We start from the raw sequence: 16821 nt of genomic DNA, 5'->3' as shown, positions 1-16821 counted from the left end.
GGAGGTTCGAGTCCTCTCCTGGGCACCAAATACGACAAGCCGTTGCATGCAAATGCAGCGGCTTTTTCGTTTTGGCAACCCCTCAGCCGCCGCGCAAAGTTTTCTGAAAAAACCGCGCAAACCGGCATAAGCAGTACTCAAGCCGCTATATAATTCACTCACTCTGAAATGCCCAGGTGGCGGAATTGGTAGACGCACTAGTTTCAGGTACTAGCGGGTAACTCCGTGGAGGTTCGAGTCCTCTCCTGGGCACCAAATACGACAAGCCGTTGCATGCAAATGCAGCGGCTTTTTCGTTTTTGCACCGCGCCTTTGAATCACGTACACCAGGAGCGAGACACTGGCGCAAGCTGGCCCCCTCGTCTGCCGCGCCCCCAATCCTGCGAGCCGAGGAAAATAGCTCAAGCCTTAGAACACTCTGCCGACAACTTGCACAAAAAAGTGCCTCAACTCGCCTGACGGCTACTTTGAACGCTATATAATTCGATCCACTCTGAAAGCCCAGGTGGCGGAATTGGTAGACGCACTAGTTTCAGGTACTAGCGGGTAACTCCGTGGAGGTTCGAGTCCTCTCCTGGGCACCAAACACGACAAGCCGTTGCATGCAAATGCAGCGGCTTTTTCGTTGGCGCCCCCGACTCCCTCTGACAGTACGCAGCACATACGAAAAAAGGGAGCCCAACGGCTCCCTTTTTCTTGAGCAACGCCTCCCATCGGGGCGATATGTCGCTTACTTGCGCAGCAATTGCTTGAGCGCGGTCTGCAGGCGACGGGCAGATGCCTCATCGCTGGCACTGCCCAGCACAGTGGCCACGTCCTGACCCCAGGTCTGCTGGGGCGAAGGATCGTTGCGGCGGGTCAGCATCTGCAGCTGCAACGCACGGCGTGCCGCCAGTTGATCGGCAGGAGTGTGCACATCGGCAGCCATTTCCAGGCGCAGCAGGGCCTCTGCAGCATTGCCCTTGGGCGCAGCAGCCACAGCACCGGACCAGGAAGAGCGCACAGGCGCCGTCACCTTGCTGCCCAGTTGCTGAGCCGATGGCAGCTGCGCAGCATCACGAGCCTGCCAGGCACCGAGCAGCTGAGTCAGCGCTTCGCCGTGCGCCTGGGCCGCCAGCTTGCGCAGAGCCTCCTGGGCATGCTCCACGGCATCACGCTGGGCACGGAAGGCTGGATCGGCCAGACGCGGTCCGCGCTCCTCGCGCGTGAACTCGCGACGGCCGCGGCCGGCATCGCGGCTGTCGCGACCATCGCGGCCACCGCGCTCGCCACGCGCTGCATCGCGGCCACGGCCGCCATCCTTGCGATCGCCAGGACGACCACCTGCAGCAGCAGCCGCCTCCTTCCTCATGCCAGGGCGGTCATCGCCACGCACGGCCACCACGGGGCGTGCCGGCTTGGCCACTGCAGCGGCTTCGCTCGCTTGCGCCTCAACAGCTTCAGACGCTTGCTCTGCCTGGCCCTGGGGCTGGTTTTCATCAGACTTGGCGGGCTGAGCCTTGATGGCTGCTTCGAGTTCGGCCAGCGCTGCATGGATCTTTTGCGCATCGCCGCTGGCATTGGCCGCCTCGACCGCCTTGGACGCATCCAGCACCCGACGATCATGCTCGGACAACTCAACCGCCACCTGGCTGCGACCACCACGCTCCACGCTCTTGCGATTGAAGGCATCGTCCAGCGGCTTGCGGAATGCATCCCAGAGCTTTTGCTCGTGCTTGCGATCCAGCGGCACCACCTGGGCTTCGGCCTGCCAGCGCTGCTGCAGCGCCTTCACGGCGTCGATGCGCAGACTGGGGGCTGCCCCCAGGGCCGTGGCTTCGTCGATCATGGCATGGCGACGCTCCAGGCTGGCCTTTTGTGCAGCCTGCAGGGGTGCTTCGGCAGCAGCCATGGCCTGCTTGAACAGGGGCTGCAGTTCGGCAAACAGCTTTTCGCCGATATGGCCGCTTTCACGCCAGCGCTCGCCGAACTGGCGCAGCGCGCGCAACATGTTCTTCCAGTCCTGGCTGGCCGCATTGCTTGCAGCCCAGGCCTTGATTTCTTCGATCAGCGCCAGACGCTGGGCCTTGGCCTGCGTGCTGTCCTGACGAATCTTGTCGTGCCAGGACTCGACCACCTTGTAGGCTGCGTTGCAGGCCTCGTCAAACTTCTTCCACAGCGCATGATTGGCCATGGCACCTTGGTCGGCCTGCTTCCATTGTTCGCGCAGGCTGCGCAGGGTTTCCTGGATCTTGCGACCACCCAGTGCCTGGCCTTCGGGACGGTTGAGCAAGGCTTCGGCCTTGGCCACCAGGTCTTCGCGCAGTTTCTCGGCCAGTTGGCGCTGCCAACCCTCGGCCTCACCGGCGGCCAACAGGGCTTCATGCACTTCGCCCACCAGCGCTTCGTCCACAAAGCGTCCATGGGCCTTGATGGCTGCACGCATGGCTTGCACGGCTTCGGAGCCGGCCTGGCTGTTGCCAGCTGCAGTTTCTGCCTTCAGCGCCTGCAGAGCCTGACCCAGGCCAGCCTTGGCTGCTTCCACCTGCTCGGGCGTGGGCTTGCCACGGCCAGCGGCGGCTGCGCGCGGTGCGGCGGGCTTGGCCACTTCCACAGCAGCGGCTTCGGGAGGCAGACCACGGGCCACGCGGATTTCGTCGGCCCAGACGGGGACCGTGGGCAACGGCGCTGCCTCGTCGGCGGCAGCAGCCTCGGTCTGTGCCAGTGCAGACTGGAAAGCATCCCAAACCAGCGCCAGTTGTGCAGAGGCTGCTTCCAGCTGAGGCGGGAAACGGCCGTCCACGCTGCCCCAGCTGGCGTCACCGGTCAGCTCCTTGGCCTGCTCCTGCCAGCGCGCGACATCGACTCCCAGGGCTTCCAGCACCGCCTTGGCATCCTTCCAGGACTTGGTGGACAGCACTTCGATGCGCTGCGCCAGCAGCAGCGCCACTTCGCGCTGCACCTGGGTGCGATGCTGCAGGTCTTCCACCGCCTTCACGCGCTCGCCCAATCGGGCCTTGAACTGCGACAGAGGCTCGCGCGACAGCGCGGCACCGGCCTTGGCGGCATCACGCTGCCAGGCAGCTGCAGCCGCGGCATCGAAGGGCTCTGCGGCCAGCAGTGCCTGAGCCTTCTCGGCCCATTCCACGGAGATTTTTTCCTGATTCGCGGTGCGACGGATTTCGTCAAGGCGTTCGCGCACGGCACGGGCAGCACTCTTGTCGCCCTTGCTCAGTTCCTTGTGAACGTCCTGGAGTTGCTCGACCGTGGGCTGAGTCGCCAACCAGTCGCGAATGCGCGCGGCGCGATCACCCGACGTCTCGGCGGAGAAAGCACCACCCGTCAATGCATCCAGCGGATGTTGCTCAGTATTCTTGGCAGAGGCCGGGTTCACTTCAGATGCATCAGACATGGTGCTGCTAGGAGAAATAGATGTCATGTAAGGGTCAGAAAATGCTTGGCAGCCTGCGCAGTCAACGCTGCAACTGGCCAGTGCCAGCCCACATGAGGGCAGACTTTCCAAGCGCAAGCCCAGGCACATGAGCACCTGGGCAAACCGGTATTTTCGCCTTTATTTAAAGGCAAGCCAAAAAATGCGAAATCGCAAGGTGTTTCGCAGTACTTTCATCACTGCGCAGACAGGCTCAACTGGGCACGTGGCGTCCAGTCCTTGTCCTGCACATCCAGCTTGGGAGCACCCAGGAACAGGCGTTCCAGCGGCAACTGTTGCGTGGCCAGATAGTCCCTCACAGCCACACCGCGCGCCAGCGCCAGCTCGCGCATGGCATCGTCAGGCACCTTGATGCTGGCCACCAGCAGCGCCGTCATCTGGTCTGCAGGCAGATCCTTGGCCATTCCGACCATGTTGCGGGGCTTTTTGATGTCGGCACGACCGTAAACGGCCTTGAGCAGAGCCGGACGCTCGGCATCGCTGAACTCCATCACCTCGTCGCCACTCTTGCCTTCGCGAATCACGTTGCGGCGCTTTTGGGCCAGCAGCAGACGATCCAGCTCTTCAGTCTTCCAGGCCTCCTTGTCTTCGGCCTCACGCGACTCCCCCACCACCGTCATCTTGAGTGCGGGGCGGTCGTTGAGTGACTTGACGATCTTGGTCAGTTGCTCCCTGGCCTTGCCGTCGAGCTTGGCGCTGCCCGGCGCAAAGTTGACTGCGCCCGACTCGTCGCCACCCGAGAACGCTCCCGACAACAGCGCAAACGGCGCGGTCACGGCCTTCATGATGATGTTGCCGATCACCTTGAAGATGATGGGCGCCAGACGGAACTGCGGGTCGTTGAGCGAGCCGCTCAGAGGCACATCGAGATCGATCACGCCGTTGCGGTCGGACAGCAGGGCCACCGCCAGCTTGACGGGCAGCGATGCGGGCGCGCCCTCCACCTTGTCGCCAAAGGTCAATTGGCGCAGCACCAGCTTGTTCGATGCCGTGAGCTGCCCATCAGGCTGCACCTTGTAGTTCACATCCATATAGAGCTTGCCGCGCTCTATGCCATAGCCCGCGTACTTGATGGAATATGGCGACAGCGGCGACAGCTCCAGGTCATTCATCTGGGCGCGCACATCCAGTGCCAGAGGCTTGGCCAGCGGGTTGACCTTGCCGCTGATATCGAGCTTCGCCGTACCCTGGGCCTTGCCCTTGATTTCAAGATCGGCCATTTGCGGCTCGACCTGGCCTGCAGGAGCCTGCGAAGAGAAGGCGCTCAGACGGCCGTTCAGCTCACTCAGATCGGCCGAGTAGTTGGGCTGAATGAAATAGTCGGAAAACTGCACCTTGCCGCCCGTCAGCACAATGGGCCCGACCTTGATGATGGGCGCGGGGCCGACATCTTCGGGCTTTGCGGGCTCAGCCACGGGTCTGCTGAGCTCGGGCTTCTCGCCAGCAGCCGCCTGGGCGTTCGCCTCTTCGTTCTGTGCGACGGACTGCTCGGACTTTTCGGTCTTCACGATGTCCTGCAGATTGATGCGGCCGTTGCGCTGCACGATGACGCGCGCAAAAAAGTCGCTCAGCGCGGTTTCGCGCACGCTCACCCGCAGCGGCTGAGCCGGTTGCATATTCAGGTCCAGGCCGCGCACCACCAGTGTTTTCCAGGCCAGCAAATCATCGCCAAGACCCAGGCCTGTGCGCGCAGCCAATGCCTTGGCACGGTCTGCCGTGGAGTCATTGAGCACCGCCGTCAGCGCACCCTTGGCAGTACTGGGCTTGCCCACTTCCTCCTGCACAGGAGCCGCAAGCGTGGAGCGCACGCGCAGATCGTTGAGCTCCACATCACCCGACACAGACAGCTGCGGCCCCTTGGCATGGGCCAGATAGTTAAGCTTGCCCCGGAAGTTGCCGTCGGCACGCACCAGATCCACATTGAGCTTGTGACCGAAATACGGCTCCAGCGCATGCAAGGGCACGGCACGGGCCTGCAACTGTCCCTGAGCCGAAACAGGGGTCAGACCCAGCTGCCCCTTGAACTGAATATGACCAGCCTGCACACGGCGACTGGCAGCTAGCTGAGCCGAGACCTCCAGCGGAGTCGGCGCTGCCTTGGCCGCCAGAGGCTCGAAAGCACCCAGGCGTATGCGCAAGGCGCTCACATCCAGCTGCACGGGCCGTGCATTCCCGCCTTGCACAGGTGCTGCATCGCGAAACTGCAGCGCACCGCCATCCACGGCAATCGCTGCCAGCTTGACCGACCAGGGCTTGCCCGGCTCCGCCTTGCTGCCCTGCGTTGCCGGCTTGGCTGCAGGCGCTGCCACGGGCAACCAACGCTCGTACATCCAGTGCCCTTGTGCGTCACGCAGAGCCGCGAGCTGCGGCTTCTGCACGGCAATGGCCTCCACCTGCACCTGCCGGGCAGCAAGATCGACCTGAACGCCACTGACCTTGATCTGTTCGATATTGACAGGGGCCTGCTTGTCCTGCAGTTGCAGCTTGTCGGCAGTCAGCTCGGCCACCTCTGCCACGACTCCGCCCTCACCCCAGGAAATCCGGGCATCGGTATTGAGCATGGCGCTGAGTTGCGGCTTGAAATGCGCTTGCATATAGGGCTGCACCCATTGCAGCGGCATCTGCTCGAGCTTGAGATTGAGATTGCCCGCCTTGTCCGTGGCTTCTCCATCCACAGCCAGCCTGGCTGCCCCCTCCACCCGGGCCTGCTCAGCCGTTTGCAAACCTGCAGTGGCCGTCAGTTGCAAAGGCGCATTCATGGGCCAGGCCAGATTCTTGGCCTGCAGCACCAAAGGAGCCAGGGTCAGCGCCGCAGGCGCCGCGCCTGTTGCGGCATCCTGCCAATGCACGATGCCGCCTTCAATATCGAACTGCTGCACGCCGACGACCAGGGGCTTGCCAGGCTTTTCGGCCTTCGCATCTGCCTGGGCCGGAGTGCTGGCCTCGGCGGAGGCGGGCTCAGGCACGGCCTTCTCGAGCGGCGCTGCGGGGGCACCGGCCGGCGCATTCAACCCCAACCAGTTGATCACGCCCTGCGCATTGCGGCTGGCATGAACCTCGGGCTTGACCCAGCGCACCGATTCGAGCGCAACCTGGTTCTGCAGAGGCTGAACATTCTTGAGCTGTACCTCCAGCGCATCAAAGTTCAGCAGCGGCGCGCTCTGGCGGTCCTGCACCGCGACATTGCTCAAGGCCAGCTTGCCGCTGATGCTGACCACAGGCTGGTCTTTTTGCTCGAAGCTGATCTGCAGATCCGTGTCCAGCACGCCAGACAGAGGCTGCACGGGAACGCTGGCAGGCACATAGCCCAGATAAGGGGCCAGATCGATGTGCTCCCATTTGAGTTGCATCGCCGTCTGGCGGGTGTCGGTGAACGGCGTGCTCTCGCCCGATGTGTCGAACTTGCTGCCGTTGAGATCGAAAGCCAGATGCGGCAGCACCTTGATCTCTCGCTTGGAGGCCAGATTGCTGATGAAAGGAATGCTCAGTTGCAAGTCCTTGAGCTCGTGCTTGCGCTGCACAAACTCGTCATTGAGCTCGATACGGCCGTCGCGCAATGCAATGTTGTAGAGCGCAAAGCTCAGGGGCTTGGACGGCTCTTTGTCATCGTGCTCGGAGAGCCTGGCAATCACATCGTCGATATCGAGCTTGCCCAGTGAATGCTGGGTCAGTCGCACCACCGGCGCATCGACCTCGATCGCATCCAGCACAGGAGCGAGCCTGAACAAGGACTGCGCGCTGGCATTGATGAAGATGCGCTTGATCTGCAGTTGTGGCTCGGCGGCCGATTTCAGATCTTTCTGAGCCGCCGAGCCCTCTGGATCCGCAGTTTCAGCTACTTTTTTTATAGCATTATCGATCACCAGTTCGTGCAAGGTGATGGACATGGCCCAGGGCGCAAACTCGATCTTGCCCACATGAACGCCGCGCCCCAGCTTCTCGGCGGCCCGTTTTTCCAGCTGGCTTTTGGCCACCCAGGGCACTACCGCCCACAGCAGCAGCCATAACAGCAAAAGAGCAAGAACAGACCAGATCAGCCGACGAAGCCAGCGATTCGATGTGAGCAAGGACATGGGCAATTGTTATTGATGCAGAGATTGAAAGCCTTCCAAGACTCTCAGGGGCGGGACCCGCCGCGCGCCCGGAACACCACTGTACCTTGAGCGCACCCTGGTGTATCTAGATTGCGCTCTATATATAGATAGAGACAAGAGGCGTTTCCAGGGAGAAGTTTGCGCCATAGGAATGCCGACCAGAGGCAGATGAGCGCGAAAAATGCAAACAATGCGCTACAGAAAAAAGACAACGCCGGAAATGACAAAGCCCGGAAGTGGCGAAACCGACTTCCGGGCTTTACGGCCGGTACCAGACCGGGCCGTTTTTCGCGGATCAAGGAGGGTGTGGTCCTTGCCGCTGGAAGCAACGATTGCTCCCTTTTGTGCCTCAAGCGAAGATAAAGAGCAAGTGCCAACAACCCATGGAATCAAAGGCCTCGGCGGAGTTTGCTTTTCCTTTCCTTTGGCAAGCACCTGCAACGTGCAGGCAGATTCACTATATCTGTGCTCGCGTAGGGCTACCAGGCTTTTTGCACTTTATTTCGCCTTGATGACAAATAAAACGATGTGAGCGTATACACCTCTTGAATCCGTGATTTTTTGCTGTAATTTTTTGAGTAAGCTGTACATTCATACAGTTTTTATATAATTTTAAAATCTAAAGAGTATTTTTGTTAGTGTTGACTGAATATTTAGAGCGCTTCTAGAATCCGCCAGCGCTCGAAATGAGCGTTTTTTGTTTCCGCTGCCTCACGACTGAGCAGACCGATCGGCGCCCCAAGGGGCGCTTTTAATCGGCCCGCAGCAAACCTCATCGGCCAGTTGTCCTGGTTGCACCGCGAGATTGATCCGGTGCGACCTCGGGCGATAGCCAAGAAAGGACAAGCTATGCCAGCGTCAGGAAAATTAATCGCCTCTGCGCGAACGTTGGGCCATAAGACGGCCCACGGTTTTCTTGCTCTTACTCACAACGGTTTCGCCCTGCTGGGCTTGGCCGTGGCCATTTCGGCCCTGATTCTGATCTCTCGTCCGGACCTGCGTCTGGCCGGTGCAACCGAGCTGCGCGAGTGGCTCGACACACGCCTGCCCGCCAGCACCGTGGTGGCTGCCGCCGAAGTGGAGGAAGCCCCTGCTTCCGCCAACATCGTCGTCGCCAGCGACCGCGCCACGGCCGTCAACCCCAAGAACCTGCCCAAGGAGCAGGCGGCTGTGGCCTACTGGCTCAGCAAAAAATACCGGGTGGCGCCCGAGCCGATTGCCGCCCTGGTCAGCGAAGCCTATGTCCAGGGCAAAGCCAACAAGCTGGATCCGACGCTGATTCTGGCCATCATGGCCATTGAATCGAGCTTCAACCCGTTTGCCCAAAGTTCGGTCGGTGCCCAGGGCCTGATGCAGGTGATGACTTCCGTGCACACCGACAAGTACGAAAGCTTTGGCGGCCAGCACGCGGCCTTCGACCCCGTGACCAATCTCAAGGTCGGCGTCAAGGTGCTCAAGGAATGCATTGCCCGCGCCGGCTCCATCGAGGGTGGCCTGCGCTACTACGTGGGTGCAGCCAATCTTCCTTCGGACGGCGGCTATGCTGCCAAGGTGCTTGCCGAACACCAGCGCCTGCGCCAGGGCGTGGGCCTGCAGGCCAGCCCGCTGATGACGGCCAAGTCCGACGAAGCCACCAAGGTCTCTCACGCTCAGCAAGTGGCACTGGCCAATTCCAACCTCTAAGCGACAGACCCCTGCATTTCTCAAGCTGGCTCCGGCCAGCTTTTTTTATGCCCCGGCCAGGTCCTGCGGGAAAAACGGGCATAGGTTCTTCAGCCATGCCAGCTCAGCTACACTAGCGGGTGTACGCAACTGGCGATAGGCGCAGAATTTTCTGCCGCTGACGTGGAATCCGGCAGACTGCAAGGTCTGTGAACCACCGGGGAGCGTACCGCCCAGAGCCGCAGTGACTGCAGCCTGCAAGCGTTTCAGCCGTTCGCCTGGGCAGCCCTTGGCCTCAAGGGAATTTCTAAGTTCACAGGACTGCCATGTTTCAACGCACCGATACCGTCGCGAAAGTCGACCCCGAACTGTTTGCAGCTATTGAAGCTGAAAACCATCGCCAGCAAGAGCACATCGAGCTGATTGCCAGCGAGAACTACTGCTCGCCCGCCGTGATGGAAGCCCAGGGCTCCCAGCTGACCAACAAGTACGCCGAAGGCTACCCCGGCAAGCGCTACTACGGTGGCTGCGAGCATGTGGACGTGGTCGAGCAACTGGCCATTGACCGCATCAAGCAGATCTTTGGCGCCGAAGCCGCCAATGTGCAACCCAATTCCGGCTCTCAGGCCAACCAGGCTGTGCTGATGGCTTTCGCCAAGCCAGGCGACACCATTCTGGGCATGAGCCTGGCCGAAGGCGGTCACCTGACCCACGGCATGGCGCTGAACATGTCCGGCAAATGGTTCAAGGCCGTCTCCTACGGTCTGAATGCCGACGAAGCCATCGACTACGACAAGCTCGAAGAGCTGGCCCGCGAGCACAAGCCCCGCATCATCGTGGCTGGTGCTTCCGCCTATGCCCTGCGCATCGACTTCGAGCGCTTCGCCAAGATCGCCAAGGAAGTCGGCGCCATCTTCTGGGTGGACATGGCCCACTATGCCGGCCTGATCGCCGCAGGCGTGTACCCCAACCCCGTGCCCCACGCCGACGTGGTCACCACCACAACCCACAAGAGCCTGCGCGGCCCTCGTGGCGGCGTGATCCTGATGAAGGCCGAGCACGAGAAAGCCATCAACAGCGCCATCTTCCCCGGCCTGCAAGGCGGCCCCCTGATGCATGTCATCGCAGGCAAGGCCGTGGCGTTCAAGGAAGCCCTGACTCCCGAGTTCAAGGCCTACCAGGAACAGGTCGTGAACAACGCCAAGGTGTTTGCCGAAACGCTGACCGAGCGCGGTCTGCGCATCGTCTCCGGCCGCACCGAAAGCCACGTGATGCTGGTGGACCTGCGCGCCAAGGGCATTACCGGCAAGGCTGCCGAAGCGGCCCTGGGTCTGGCTCACATCACCGTGAACAAGAACGCCATCCCCAACGACCCCGAGAAGCCTTTCGTGACCAGCGGCATCCGTATCGGCACGCCCGCCATGACCACCCGTGGTTTCGGCGAGGAAGAAGCCCGCATCACTGCCAATCTGGTGGCTGACGTGCTGGACAAGCCCGAAGACGAAGCCAATCTGGCCGCCGTGCGCGCCAAGGTGGCCGAGCTGACCGCCAAGTTCCCTGTCTACAGCAAGTAATTCCAGCTGCGCTGATCTGTCATGAAGTGCCCCTTCTGCAACCATCCGGACACGCAGGTTGTTGAGACCCGCGAGTCCGAGGACGGGGGCTTCATCCGCCGCCGCCGCCGCTGCGGAGGCTGCGACAAGCGCTTCACGACCTACGAGCGCCCCGAGGTCAGCTTTCCCACCGTGGTCAAGAGAGACGGCCGCCGTATCGAATACGAGCGCGCCAAGCTGCAAGGCTCTTTTCAGATCGCGCTGCGCAAGCGCCCCGTGAGCACCGAGCTCATCGATGCAGCCATAGAGCGCATCGAGGACAGGCTGCTCAATCTGGGCCAGCGTGAAATCGATTCCAGCCGCCTCGGCGAACTGGTGATGGATGAACTCAAGGGCTTGGACAAGGTCGGCTATATCCGCTTTGCCAGCGTCTACCGCAGCTTCGAGGATGTGGACGACTTCAAGAACATCATGGATGAGGTTCGCAGCCCCAAGGCCAAGGCCGCCAAAAAGCCCTAGCCCTGACCGCCGTGCCTTGCCATGCCAAAAGCCACCCTTGGGTGGCTTTTGTTTTGCGCGCTTGATGGCAGGCATCAGCTATGAACTAATGAGCATCTAGCGCCTGATCTAAAAGGAAATCAGACAAGTTTTTATCTGATTTCCTTAATGAACGCGCGTAACACGCTCCTTCAAAGGTAGCGCCATCGGCCCGCTGCGGCTTTGTTCGTGTACATGCTCCGCCAGTGCATCCAGATCCAGCATGCCGCCCACCACGTCGATGCCTTGCGTGAAAATGCTGAAATTGTCGCCGCCGCTGCCCAGGTAGCTCTGCAGTCCCACGCGGTAGCGCTGTGACATCTCGAGCAACCGACCGTTGAGGCGCAGCTCGCTCACGCGCCGGCCCGCGGGCAGGCGACGGTCAAAGCGGTAGCTGAAGCCCTCGGAGACCTGCAGAATGCGCGGCGCATTCACGGTGTTGCTGCCACTCTCGAATTGCTGCTCCAGCGCCTGGCGAATCTGCTCGCCCGTCAGACTCATCACCATCAGCGTATTGCCGAACGGCTGAACGCTGAACAGCTGGCCATAGTTCACGCTGCCGTCGGCCGCGGGCAGCAGGTCGGCGCGCACACCGCCGGGGTTCACAAACGCCAGTTGCGCTCCGCCCGCGGCAGCATCGCGCGTGGCCGCAAGTATGGCGTCGGCCACGATGCGCCCCATCACGCTTTCGCCATTGGCTTGCGGCATGCGGCTGACAGGTCCGGCAAGCCTGCCTGCAACGGCCTCGGCCAGCGGCCTGGCCGCAGCCTTGTAACGAGCAACCAGCGCCGCCACTTCGGCATCGGCATCAAAGACTACAAACTCGGGCTGCAAGCTCACCATGCCGCCAACGCTGCGATAGCCCTCGCCCTGCACGATGGTCTGGTGCGCCGATTTGCGGCTCACGCGGCCGGTGCGCGCATCCACCGAGAGCCGGATTTCGGTCAGCAGCGTGCCGTACTGGCCGGCGCTGGTCAGCAAAAAGGGCTTGCGGGGATTCACCCTGGCGTAATCGCAGATATAGGAGCGATGGGTGTGACCGGAAATCACCACATCGACCTCGCTGGAGAGCTGCTCCAGAATCGGCACGATGGCCCCGGACAGACCTTGGCAGCTATCGTCCTGCAGGCCCGAAGTGGTGGCCCCGCCCTCATGGATCAGCAGCACGATCACATCGGCGCCCTGCGCACGCAGCTGTGGAAGCAGCGCATTGGCAGTCTGTGCCTCGTCGGCAAACCTCAGCCCCCTGACCCCGCTGGGCCGCACCATATGCGGCGTGTTCCTGAGCGTCATGCCGATGAAGCCCACGCCTATGCGCAGACCGTCTTGCTCGAAGAACTTCACCCCGGTCGCCGGAAACAGCGGCCGACCGTCTTCACGTAGCGTATTGGCCGCGAGAAACGGGAACTGCGCACCCCTGAAAGGCTGGCTGATCTGACATGGCTGCTTGCTGGTGAACTTCTCGCAGCCCCCATGCTGCATGCGCAGCAGCTCGGCCACGCCCTGGTCGTATTCGTGATTGCCGGTGGCCGCGAAGTCCACCCTCATGAGGTTGAGCACCTCTATCGTCGGCTCATCGAGAAACAGCGCAGAGGCCATGGGCGAGGCCCCGATCATGTCCCCGGCCGTGACCAGCGCCACATGGCGGCTGGCCTGGCGGCGCTGGGCGATGGCCCGGGCCATGTAGACAACGCCACCAGCGGGCACGGCAATGTTCTGTCCCTGCGCGTTCTGGGCCGTCACGGCCAGTCCGGGCGGCTCCAGATGGCCGTGCAGGTCATTGAAGCCCAGCACGGTGATCTCCATGCTGGCAGGCCTTGTCACACCACCGCTGCATGCGCTCAAGCCCAATGCGAGCAGCGTAGCGCAGAGAGGAGCGGAGACCTTGCGAAAAGCACAACGCCAGTCTGGCGACAGGGCGCGAGACTGGCGTTGATCCGGTTTTTTGTCAGTTGCAACCATCAGACTCTCCTGAGTCAGAGGTTTTAACGCACAAAAAGGTCTAGGTGATGTCAGCTGGCCGAGGCAGGAATCGGAGCCAGGCCGGAATCCACATCGGCATTCTGCGCACGGTGACGCAGCGCATGGTCCATCACCACCAGCGCCAGCAGCGCCTCGGCAATCGGCGCGGCGCGGATGCCCACGCAGGGGTCGTGGCGCCCCTTGGTAATGACTTCCGTGCTCTGGCCGTGCACGTCTATGGACTCACGCGGCGTGATGATGGAGCTGGTGGGCTTGATGCCGATGCGCACTTCCAGATCCTGGCCGGTGCTGATGCCGCCCACGATGCCGCCCGCGTTATTGCTGCGGAAACCCTCGGGGCTCAGCGAATCGCCATGCGTGGTGCCGCGCTGGGCCACGCTGTCAAAGCCCGCGCCGATCTCCACGGCCTTGACGGCGTTCAGACCCATCATGGCGTAGGCGATGTCGGCGTCCAGGCGGTCATACAGGGGCTGGCCCAGGCCGACCGGCATATTGCTGGCGTTCACACGCAGCGCCGCGCCGCAGGAATCGCCGCTCTTGCGCAGCTGCTCCATGTATTCCTCGAAGCGGCTCACATCGGCCACGGGCGCGAAAAAGGGGTTGTTCGGCACATGCTCCCAGCTCTCGAAACCTATGGGCAGCTCGCCGATCTGGGTCATGCAGGCGCGGAACTCGGTGCCGAACTTTTCCTTGAGCCACTTCTTGGCCACGGCACCCGCAGCCACGGTGGGCGCCGTCAGGCGTGCCGAGGAGCGACCGCCGCCGCGCGGATCACGGATGCCGTACTTCTGGAAATAGGCATAGTCGGCATGACCGGGACGAAAGCTCTGCGCGATATTGGAGTAATCCTTGCTGCGCTGGTCGGTGTTGCGGATCAGCAGCGCAATCGGCGTGCCCGTGGTCTTGCCTTTGTAGACGCCGGAGAGAATCTCCACGGCATCGGGCTCGTTGCGCTGCGTGACGAACTTGCTGGTGCCGGGGCGGCGTCGATCCAGATCATGCTGGATGTCCGCCTCGCTCAAGGCCATGCCCGGAGGGCAGCCGTCAATCACACAGCCAATGGCCGGACCGTGGGACTCACCGAAATTGGTGACCGTGAAAATTGTGCCGAAGGTATTGCCGCTCATAGGCTGCCGATTATCGTTGAAGTGATGATTGACGGCTGCACACTGTCCTGCCTAAAGTCTTTTCACCATGCTCAAACTTGCGTTTATTCTGGCCTCGGCCCTGGTGTCCGTGGTGATCGGCGGCGTCGGCGGTCTGCTGTTCTTCGAATTTGCACCGTCGCGCTGCGCGGGCCAGTATGCCTGCGGCTACGGCAAGGCCGTGATCGGCATGATGGTGGGCCTGGGTGTCGCCTTGCTGTGCTTTGTGGGGCTGCTGCTCAAGGGTCTGCGCAAGGCAAAGCCGCCAACGACTGTATTGCAGAGCCCGCACAGCCCAGCCGACCGACAGCCATAAGGCAGCGCTGCGTCGCCTGCAGAGCACATCAGGCTGGACATGAAAAATCCCGCCTAGGCGGGGTCTGCAACAAAAGCTGGCTTATTCGGCGCCCTGGCGCTCGCCTTCGGGCCAGTCGCGGATATAGGCCTTGAGCATGCGGTTCTCGAAGTTCTGGCTGTCCACCACGGCCTTGGCCACGTCGTACAGCGAGATCACGCCCATCAGCATGCGCTTGTCCATCACGGGCATGTAGCGCGCATGGCGGTCCAGCATCATGCGGCGCACCTCGTCCATATCGGTTTCCATGGTGCAGGTCATGGGCGCGTCGTCCATGGCGCCGCGCACGGAGATGTTCTCCACGCCGCCGGTCTTCACAAAACCCTGGATCACTTCGCGGAAGGTGAGCATGCCCACCACATCGCCGTGATCCATCACGACCAGCGAGCCAATGTCCTTCTCCGACATCACCTGCACCGCCGCGGCCAGGCTTTCGTCGGGCGACACCGTGTACAGGGTATTGCCTTTGACGCGCAGGATGTCACTAACTTTCATTGCTGTTCTCCGAATCTGTTTGGCACGCTGTGGCAGCTTTTGTCCTGCATGTGTCAGCACATGCGGCATCGCTTTGCACAGAATGCAGGTGCGTGCACAAATATAGCCCACAATGGCTTGCATTGAGAAAAACTAAATCAATGACGAAACATATGAATTTCCACATATTCATTCGTCTATCCGACCAAATCGATATTTGATTGCGTGCTCGATCACACATTGCGTCGATCAAAACCAGCCATGGAGACAAAACATGCCCGGCTACTCTGACCCCGGCTTTGACACCCTGAGCCTGCATGCAGGCGCCCAGCCCGACCCCGCCACCGGCGCACGTGCCGTACCCATCCACCTGACCACGTCCTTTGTCTTCGAATCCAGCGACCACGCGGCAAGCCTGTTCAATCTGGAGCGCCCCGGCCACGTCTACAGCCGCATCTCCAACCCCACCAATGCAGTGCTCGAGCAACGCGTCTCGGCCCTGGAAGGCGGCGTGGGCGCGATTGCCGTGGCCAGCGGCCAGGCGGCGCTGCATCTGTCGATTGCCACGCTGATGGGCGCGGGCAGCCATATCGTGGCCAGCACGGCCCTGTATGGCGGCTCGCAGAACCTGCTGCACTACACGCTGGCGCGCTTCGGCATAGAGACTACCTTCGTCAAGCCAGGCGACATCGATGGCTGGAAGACTGCGGTGCGCCCCAACACCAAGCTGTTCTTTGGCGAGACCGTGGGCAACCCCGGACTCGATGTGCTGGACATTCCCACGGTCAGCCAGATCGCCCACGAAGCCGGCGTGCCGCTGCTGGTGGACTCGACGCTGACCTCGCCCTGGCTGATCAAGCCTTTCGAGCATGGCGCGGACATCGTCTACCACTCGGCCACCAAGTTTCTGTCCGGCCACGGCACGGTGATCGGCGGCATCGTCGTCGATGGCGGCAGCTTCGACTGGGAAAAATCGGGGCGCTTTCCCGAGCTGACCCAGCCCTATGACGGTTTTCACAATATGGTATTCAGCGAGGAGTCCACCACCGGTGCCTTTTTGCTGCGCGCGCGCCGCGAAGGCCTGCGTGACTTCGGTGCCTGCATGAGCCCGCACAGCGCCTGGCTGATCCTGCAAGGCATAGAGACCCTGCCGCTGCGCATGGAGCGCCATATGCGCAACACCGAGAAAGTGGTGCAGTTCCTCGCCAGCCACCCGCTGGTCAGTCGCGTGGGCCACCCCATGCTGGAGACCCACCCCTCGCACGCTCTGGCCAGGAAGCTGCTGCCGCGCGGCGCCGGCTCGGTGTTCAGCTTTGACATTGCCGGCAACCGCAACCAGGGCAAGAAGTTCATCGAGACGCTGAAGGTCTTCAGCCACCTGGCCAATGTGGGCGACTGCCGCTCTCTGGTAATCCACCCTGCGAGCACCACGCATTTCCGCATGAGCGACGAGGCCCTGGCTCAGGCAGGTATCGGCCAGGGAACAATACGGCTGTCCATCGGCCTGGAAGACGCCGACGACCTGATCGACGACCTCAAGCGCGCGCTGAAGGCGGCCGAGAAAGCAGCCTGAGAGACCTGAACAAAC

General features: G+C 61.8%; 11 protein-coding genes, 2 tRNA genes and 1 riboswitch. Of the genes, 8 read left to right on the top strand and 5 right to left on the bottom strand.

Annotated features, from left to right (window positions below; translation table 11 throughout):
* The first annotated feature begins 170 nt into the window (after nt 1-170).
* Nucleotides 171-255: transfer RNA gene (locus JAO85_RS17045), tRNA-Leu, on the top strand.
* 244 nt (nt 256-499) lie between these two features.
* Nucleotides 500-584: transfer RNA gene (locus JAO85_RS17040), tRNA-Leu, on the top strand.
* Nucleotides 585-730: 146 nt separating this feature from the next.
* Here the strand turns inward: JAO85_RS17040 and JAO85_RS17035 are convergent.
* Both JAO85_RS17035 and JAO85_RS17030 read right to left on the bottom strand, forming a co-directional pair.
* Entirely contained in the window at nt 731-3391 is a 2661-nt protein-coding gene (locus JAO85_RS17035) for a DUF349 domain-containing protein (protein ID WP_202788594.1), read from the bottom strand.
* Nucleotides 3392-3606: 215 nt separating this feature from the next.
* Nucleotides 3607-7503 carry a DUF748 domain-containing protein gene (locus tag JAO85_RS17030; protein ID WP_202788593.1) on the bottom strand — a complete coding sequence of 1299 codons (3897 nt, stop codon included), beginning with the start codon at nt 7501-7503 and terminating at the stop codon, nt 3607-3609.
* 202 nt (nt 7504-7705) lie between these two features.
* Between JAO85_RS17030 and JAO85_RS17025 the strand changes: the two genes are divergently transcribed.
* From JAO85_RS17025 to nrdR, 4 genes are all read left to right on the top strand, one after another.
* A complete protein-coding gene (locus JAO85_RS17025) occupies nt 7706-8056 on the top strand; it encodes a hypothetical protein (protein ID WP_144267326.1) in 351 nt (116 codons plus the stop codon).
* A gap of 317 nt (nt 8057-8373) precedes the next feature.
* On the top strand, nt 8374-9207 hold the full coding sequence (locus JAO85_RS17020; RefSeq protein ID WP_034359288.1) for a lytic transglycosylase domain-containing protein: 834 nt from the start codon (nt 8374-8376) through the stop codon (nt 9205-9207).
* A gap of 115 nt (nt 9208-9322) precedes the next feature.
* Nucleotides 9323-9477, top strand: a riboswitch (ZMP/ZTP riboswitch).
* 35 nt (nt 9478-9512) lie between these two features.
* Nucleotides 9513-10760: a serine hydroxymethyltransferase gene (gene glyA / locus JAO85_RS17015; protein ID WP_012839137.1), complete on the top strand. Its 1248-nt coding sequence runs from the start codon at nt 9513-9515 to the stop codon at nt 10758-10760.
* A gap of 21 nt (nt 10761-10781) precedes the next feature.
* Entirely contained in the window at nt 10782-11258 is a 477-nt protein-coding gene (gene nrdR / locus JAO85_RS17010) for a transcriptional regulator NrdR (protein ID WP_003053388.1), read from the top strand.
* A 144-nt stretch (nt 11259-11402) separates the two neighbouring features.
* Here nrdR and JAO85_RS17005 read toward each other — a convergent pair whose 3' ends face one another.
* Entirely contained in the window at nt 11403-13238 is a 1836-nt protein-coding gene (locus JAO85_RS17005) for a bifunctional UDP-sugar hydrolase/5'-nucleotidase (protein ID WP_202788592.1), read from the bottom strand.
* A gap of 50 nt (nt 13239-13288) precedes the next feature.
* On the bottom strand, nt 13289-14386 hold the full coding sequence (gene aroC / locus JAO85_RS17000) for a chorismate synthase (protein ID WP_202788591.1): 1098 nt from the start codon (nt 14384-14386) through the stop codon (nt 13289-13291).
* A 67-nt stretch (nt 14387-14453) separates the two neighbouring features.
* On the opposite strand from aroC, the gene JAO85_RS16995 reads away from it, so the two are divergent.
* Complete coding sequence (locus JAO85_RS16995) at nt 14454-14720, top strand: hypothetical protein (RefSeq protein WP_003063747.1); 267 nt, start codon at nt 14454-14456, stop codon at nt 14718-14720.
* 81 nt (nt 14721-14801) lie between these two features.
* Here the strand turns inward: JAO85_RS16995 and JAO85_RS16990 are convergent, their stop codons facing one another.
* A complete protein-coding gene (locus JAO85_RS16990; RefSeq protein ID WP_003053381.1) occupies nt 14802-15254 on the bottom strand; it encodes a CBS domain-containing protein in 453 nt (150 codons plus the stop codon).
* Between the two features lie 253 nt (nt 15255-15507).
* Here JAO85_RS16990 and JAO85_RS16985 point away from each other — a divergent pair, with 253 nt between their 5' ends.
* Entirely contained in the window at nt 15508-16806 is a 1299-nt protein-coding gene (locus JAO85_RS16985; RefSeq protein WP_202788590.1) for an O-acetylhomoserine aminocarboxypropyltransferase, read from the top strand.
* The last annotated feature ends 15 nt before the right edge of the window (nt 16807-16821 follow it).

Origin of the sequence: Comamonas sp. NyZ500 (genome assembly GCF_016772095.1) — a bacterium.
Lineage (GTDB): Bacteria > Pseudomonadota > Gammaproteobacteria > Burkholderiales > Burkholderiaceae_C > Comamonas > Comamonas thiooxydans.
The sequence above is the reverse complement of the archived record's forward strand: the minus strand, read 5'-3'. Positions and strand labels throughout refer to the sequence as shown.

What these genes read in the sequence shown, in the direction of transcription:
- JAO85_RS17035 (WP_202788594.1), bottom strand. Translation starts at nt 3,391, where the DNA reads ATGTCTGATGCATCTGAAGTGAACCCGGCCTCTGCCAAGAATACTGAG.
- JAO85_RS17030 (WP_202788593.1), bottom strand. Translation starts at nt 7,503, where the DNA reads ATGTCCTTGCTCACATCGAATCGCTGGCTTCGTCGGCTGATCTGGTCT.
- JAO85_RS17025 (WP_144267326.1), top strand. Translation starts at nt 7,706, where the DNA reads ATGCAAACAATGCGCTACAGAAAAAAGACAACGCCGGAAATGACAAAG.
- JAO85_RS17020 (WP_034359288.1), top strand. Translation starts at nt 8,374, where the DNA reads ATGCCAGCGTCAGGAAAATTAATCGCCTCTGCGCGAACGTTGGGCCAT.
- glyA (WP_012839137.1), top strand. Translation starts at nt 9,513, where the DNA reads ATGTTTCAACGCACCGATACCGTCGCGAAAGTCGACCCCGAACTGTTT.
- nrdR (WP_003053388.1), top strand. Translation starts at nt 10,782, where the DNA reads ATGAAGTGCCCCTTCTGCAACCATCCGGACACGCAGGTTGTTGAGACC.
- JAO85_RS17005 (WP_202788592.1), bottom strand. Translation starts at nt 13,238, where the DNA reads ATGGTTGCAACTGACAAAAAACCGGATCAACGCCAGTCTCGCGCCCTG.
- aroC (WP_202788591.1), bottom strand. Translation starts at nt 14,386, where the DNA reads ATGAGCGGCAATACCTTCGGCACAATTTTCACGGTCACCAATTTCGGT.
- JAO85_RS16995 (WP_003063747.1), top strand. Translation starts at nt 14,454, where the DNA reads ATGCTCAAACTTGCGTTTATTCTGGCCTCGGCCCTGGTGTCCGTGGTG.
- JAO85_RS16990 (WP_003053381.1), bottom strand. Translation starts at nt 15,254, where the DNA reads ATGAAAGTTAGTGACATCCTGCGCGTCAAAGGCAATACCCTGTACACG.
- JAO85_RS16985 (WP_202788590.1), top strand. Translation starts at nt 15,508, where the DNA reads ATGCCCGGCTACTCTGACCCCGGCTTTGACACCCTGAGCCTGCATGCA.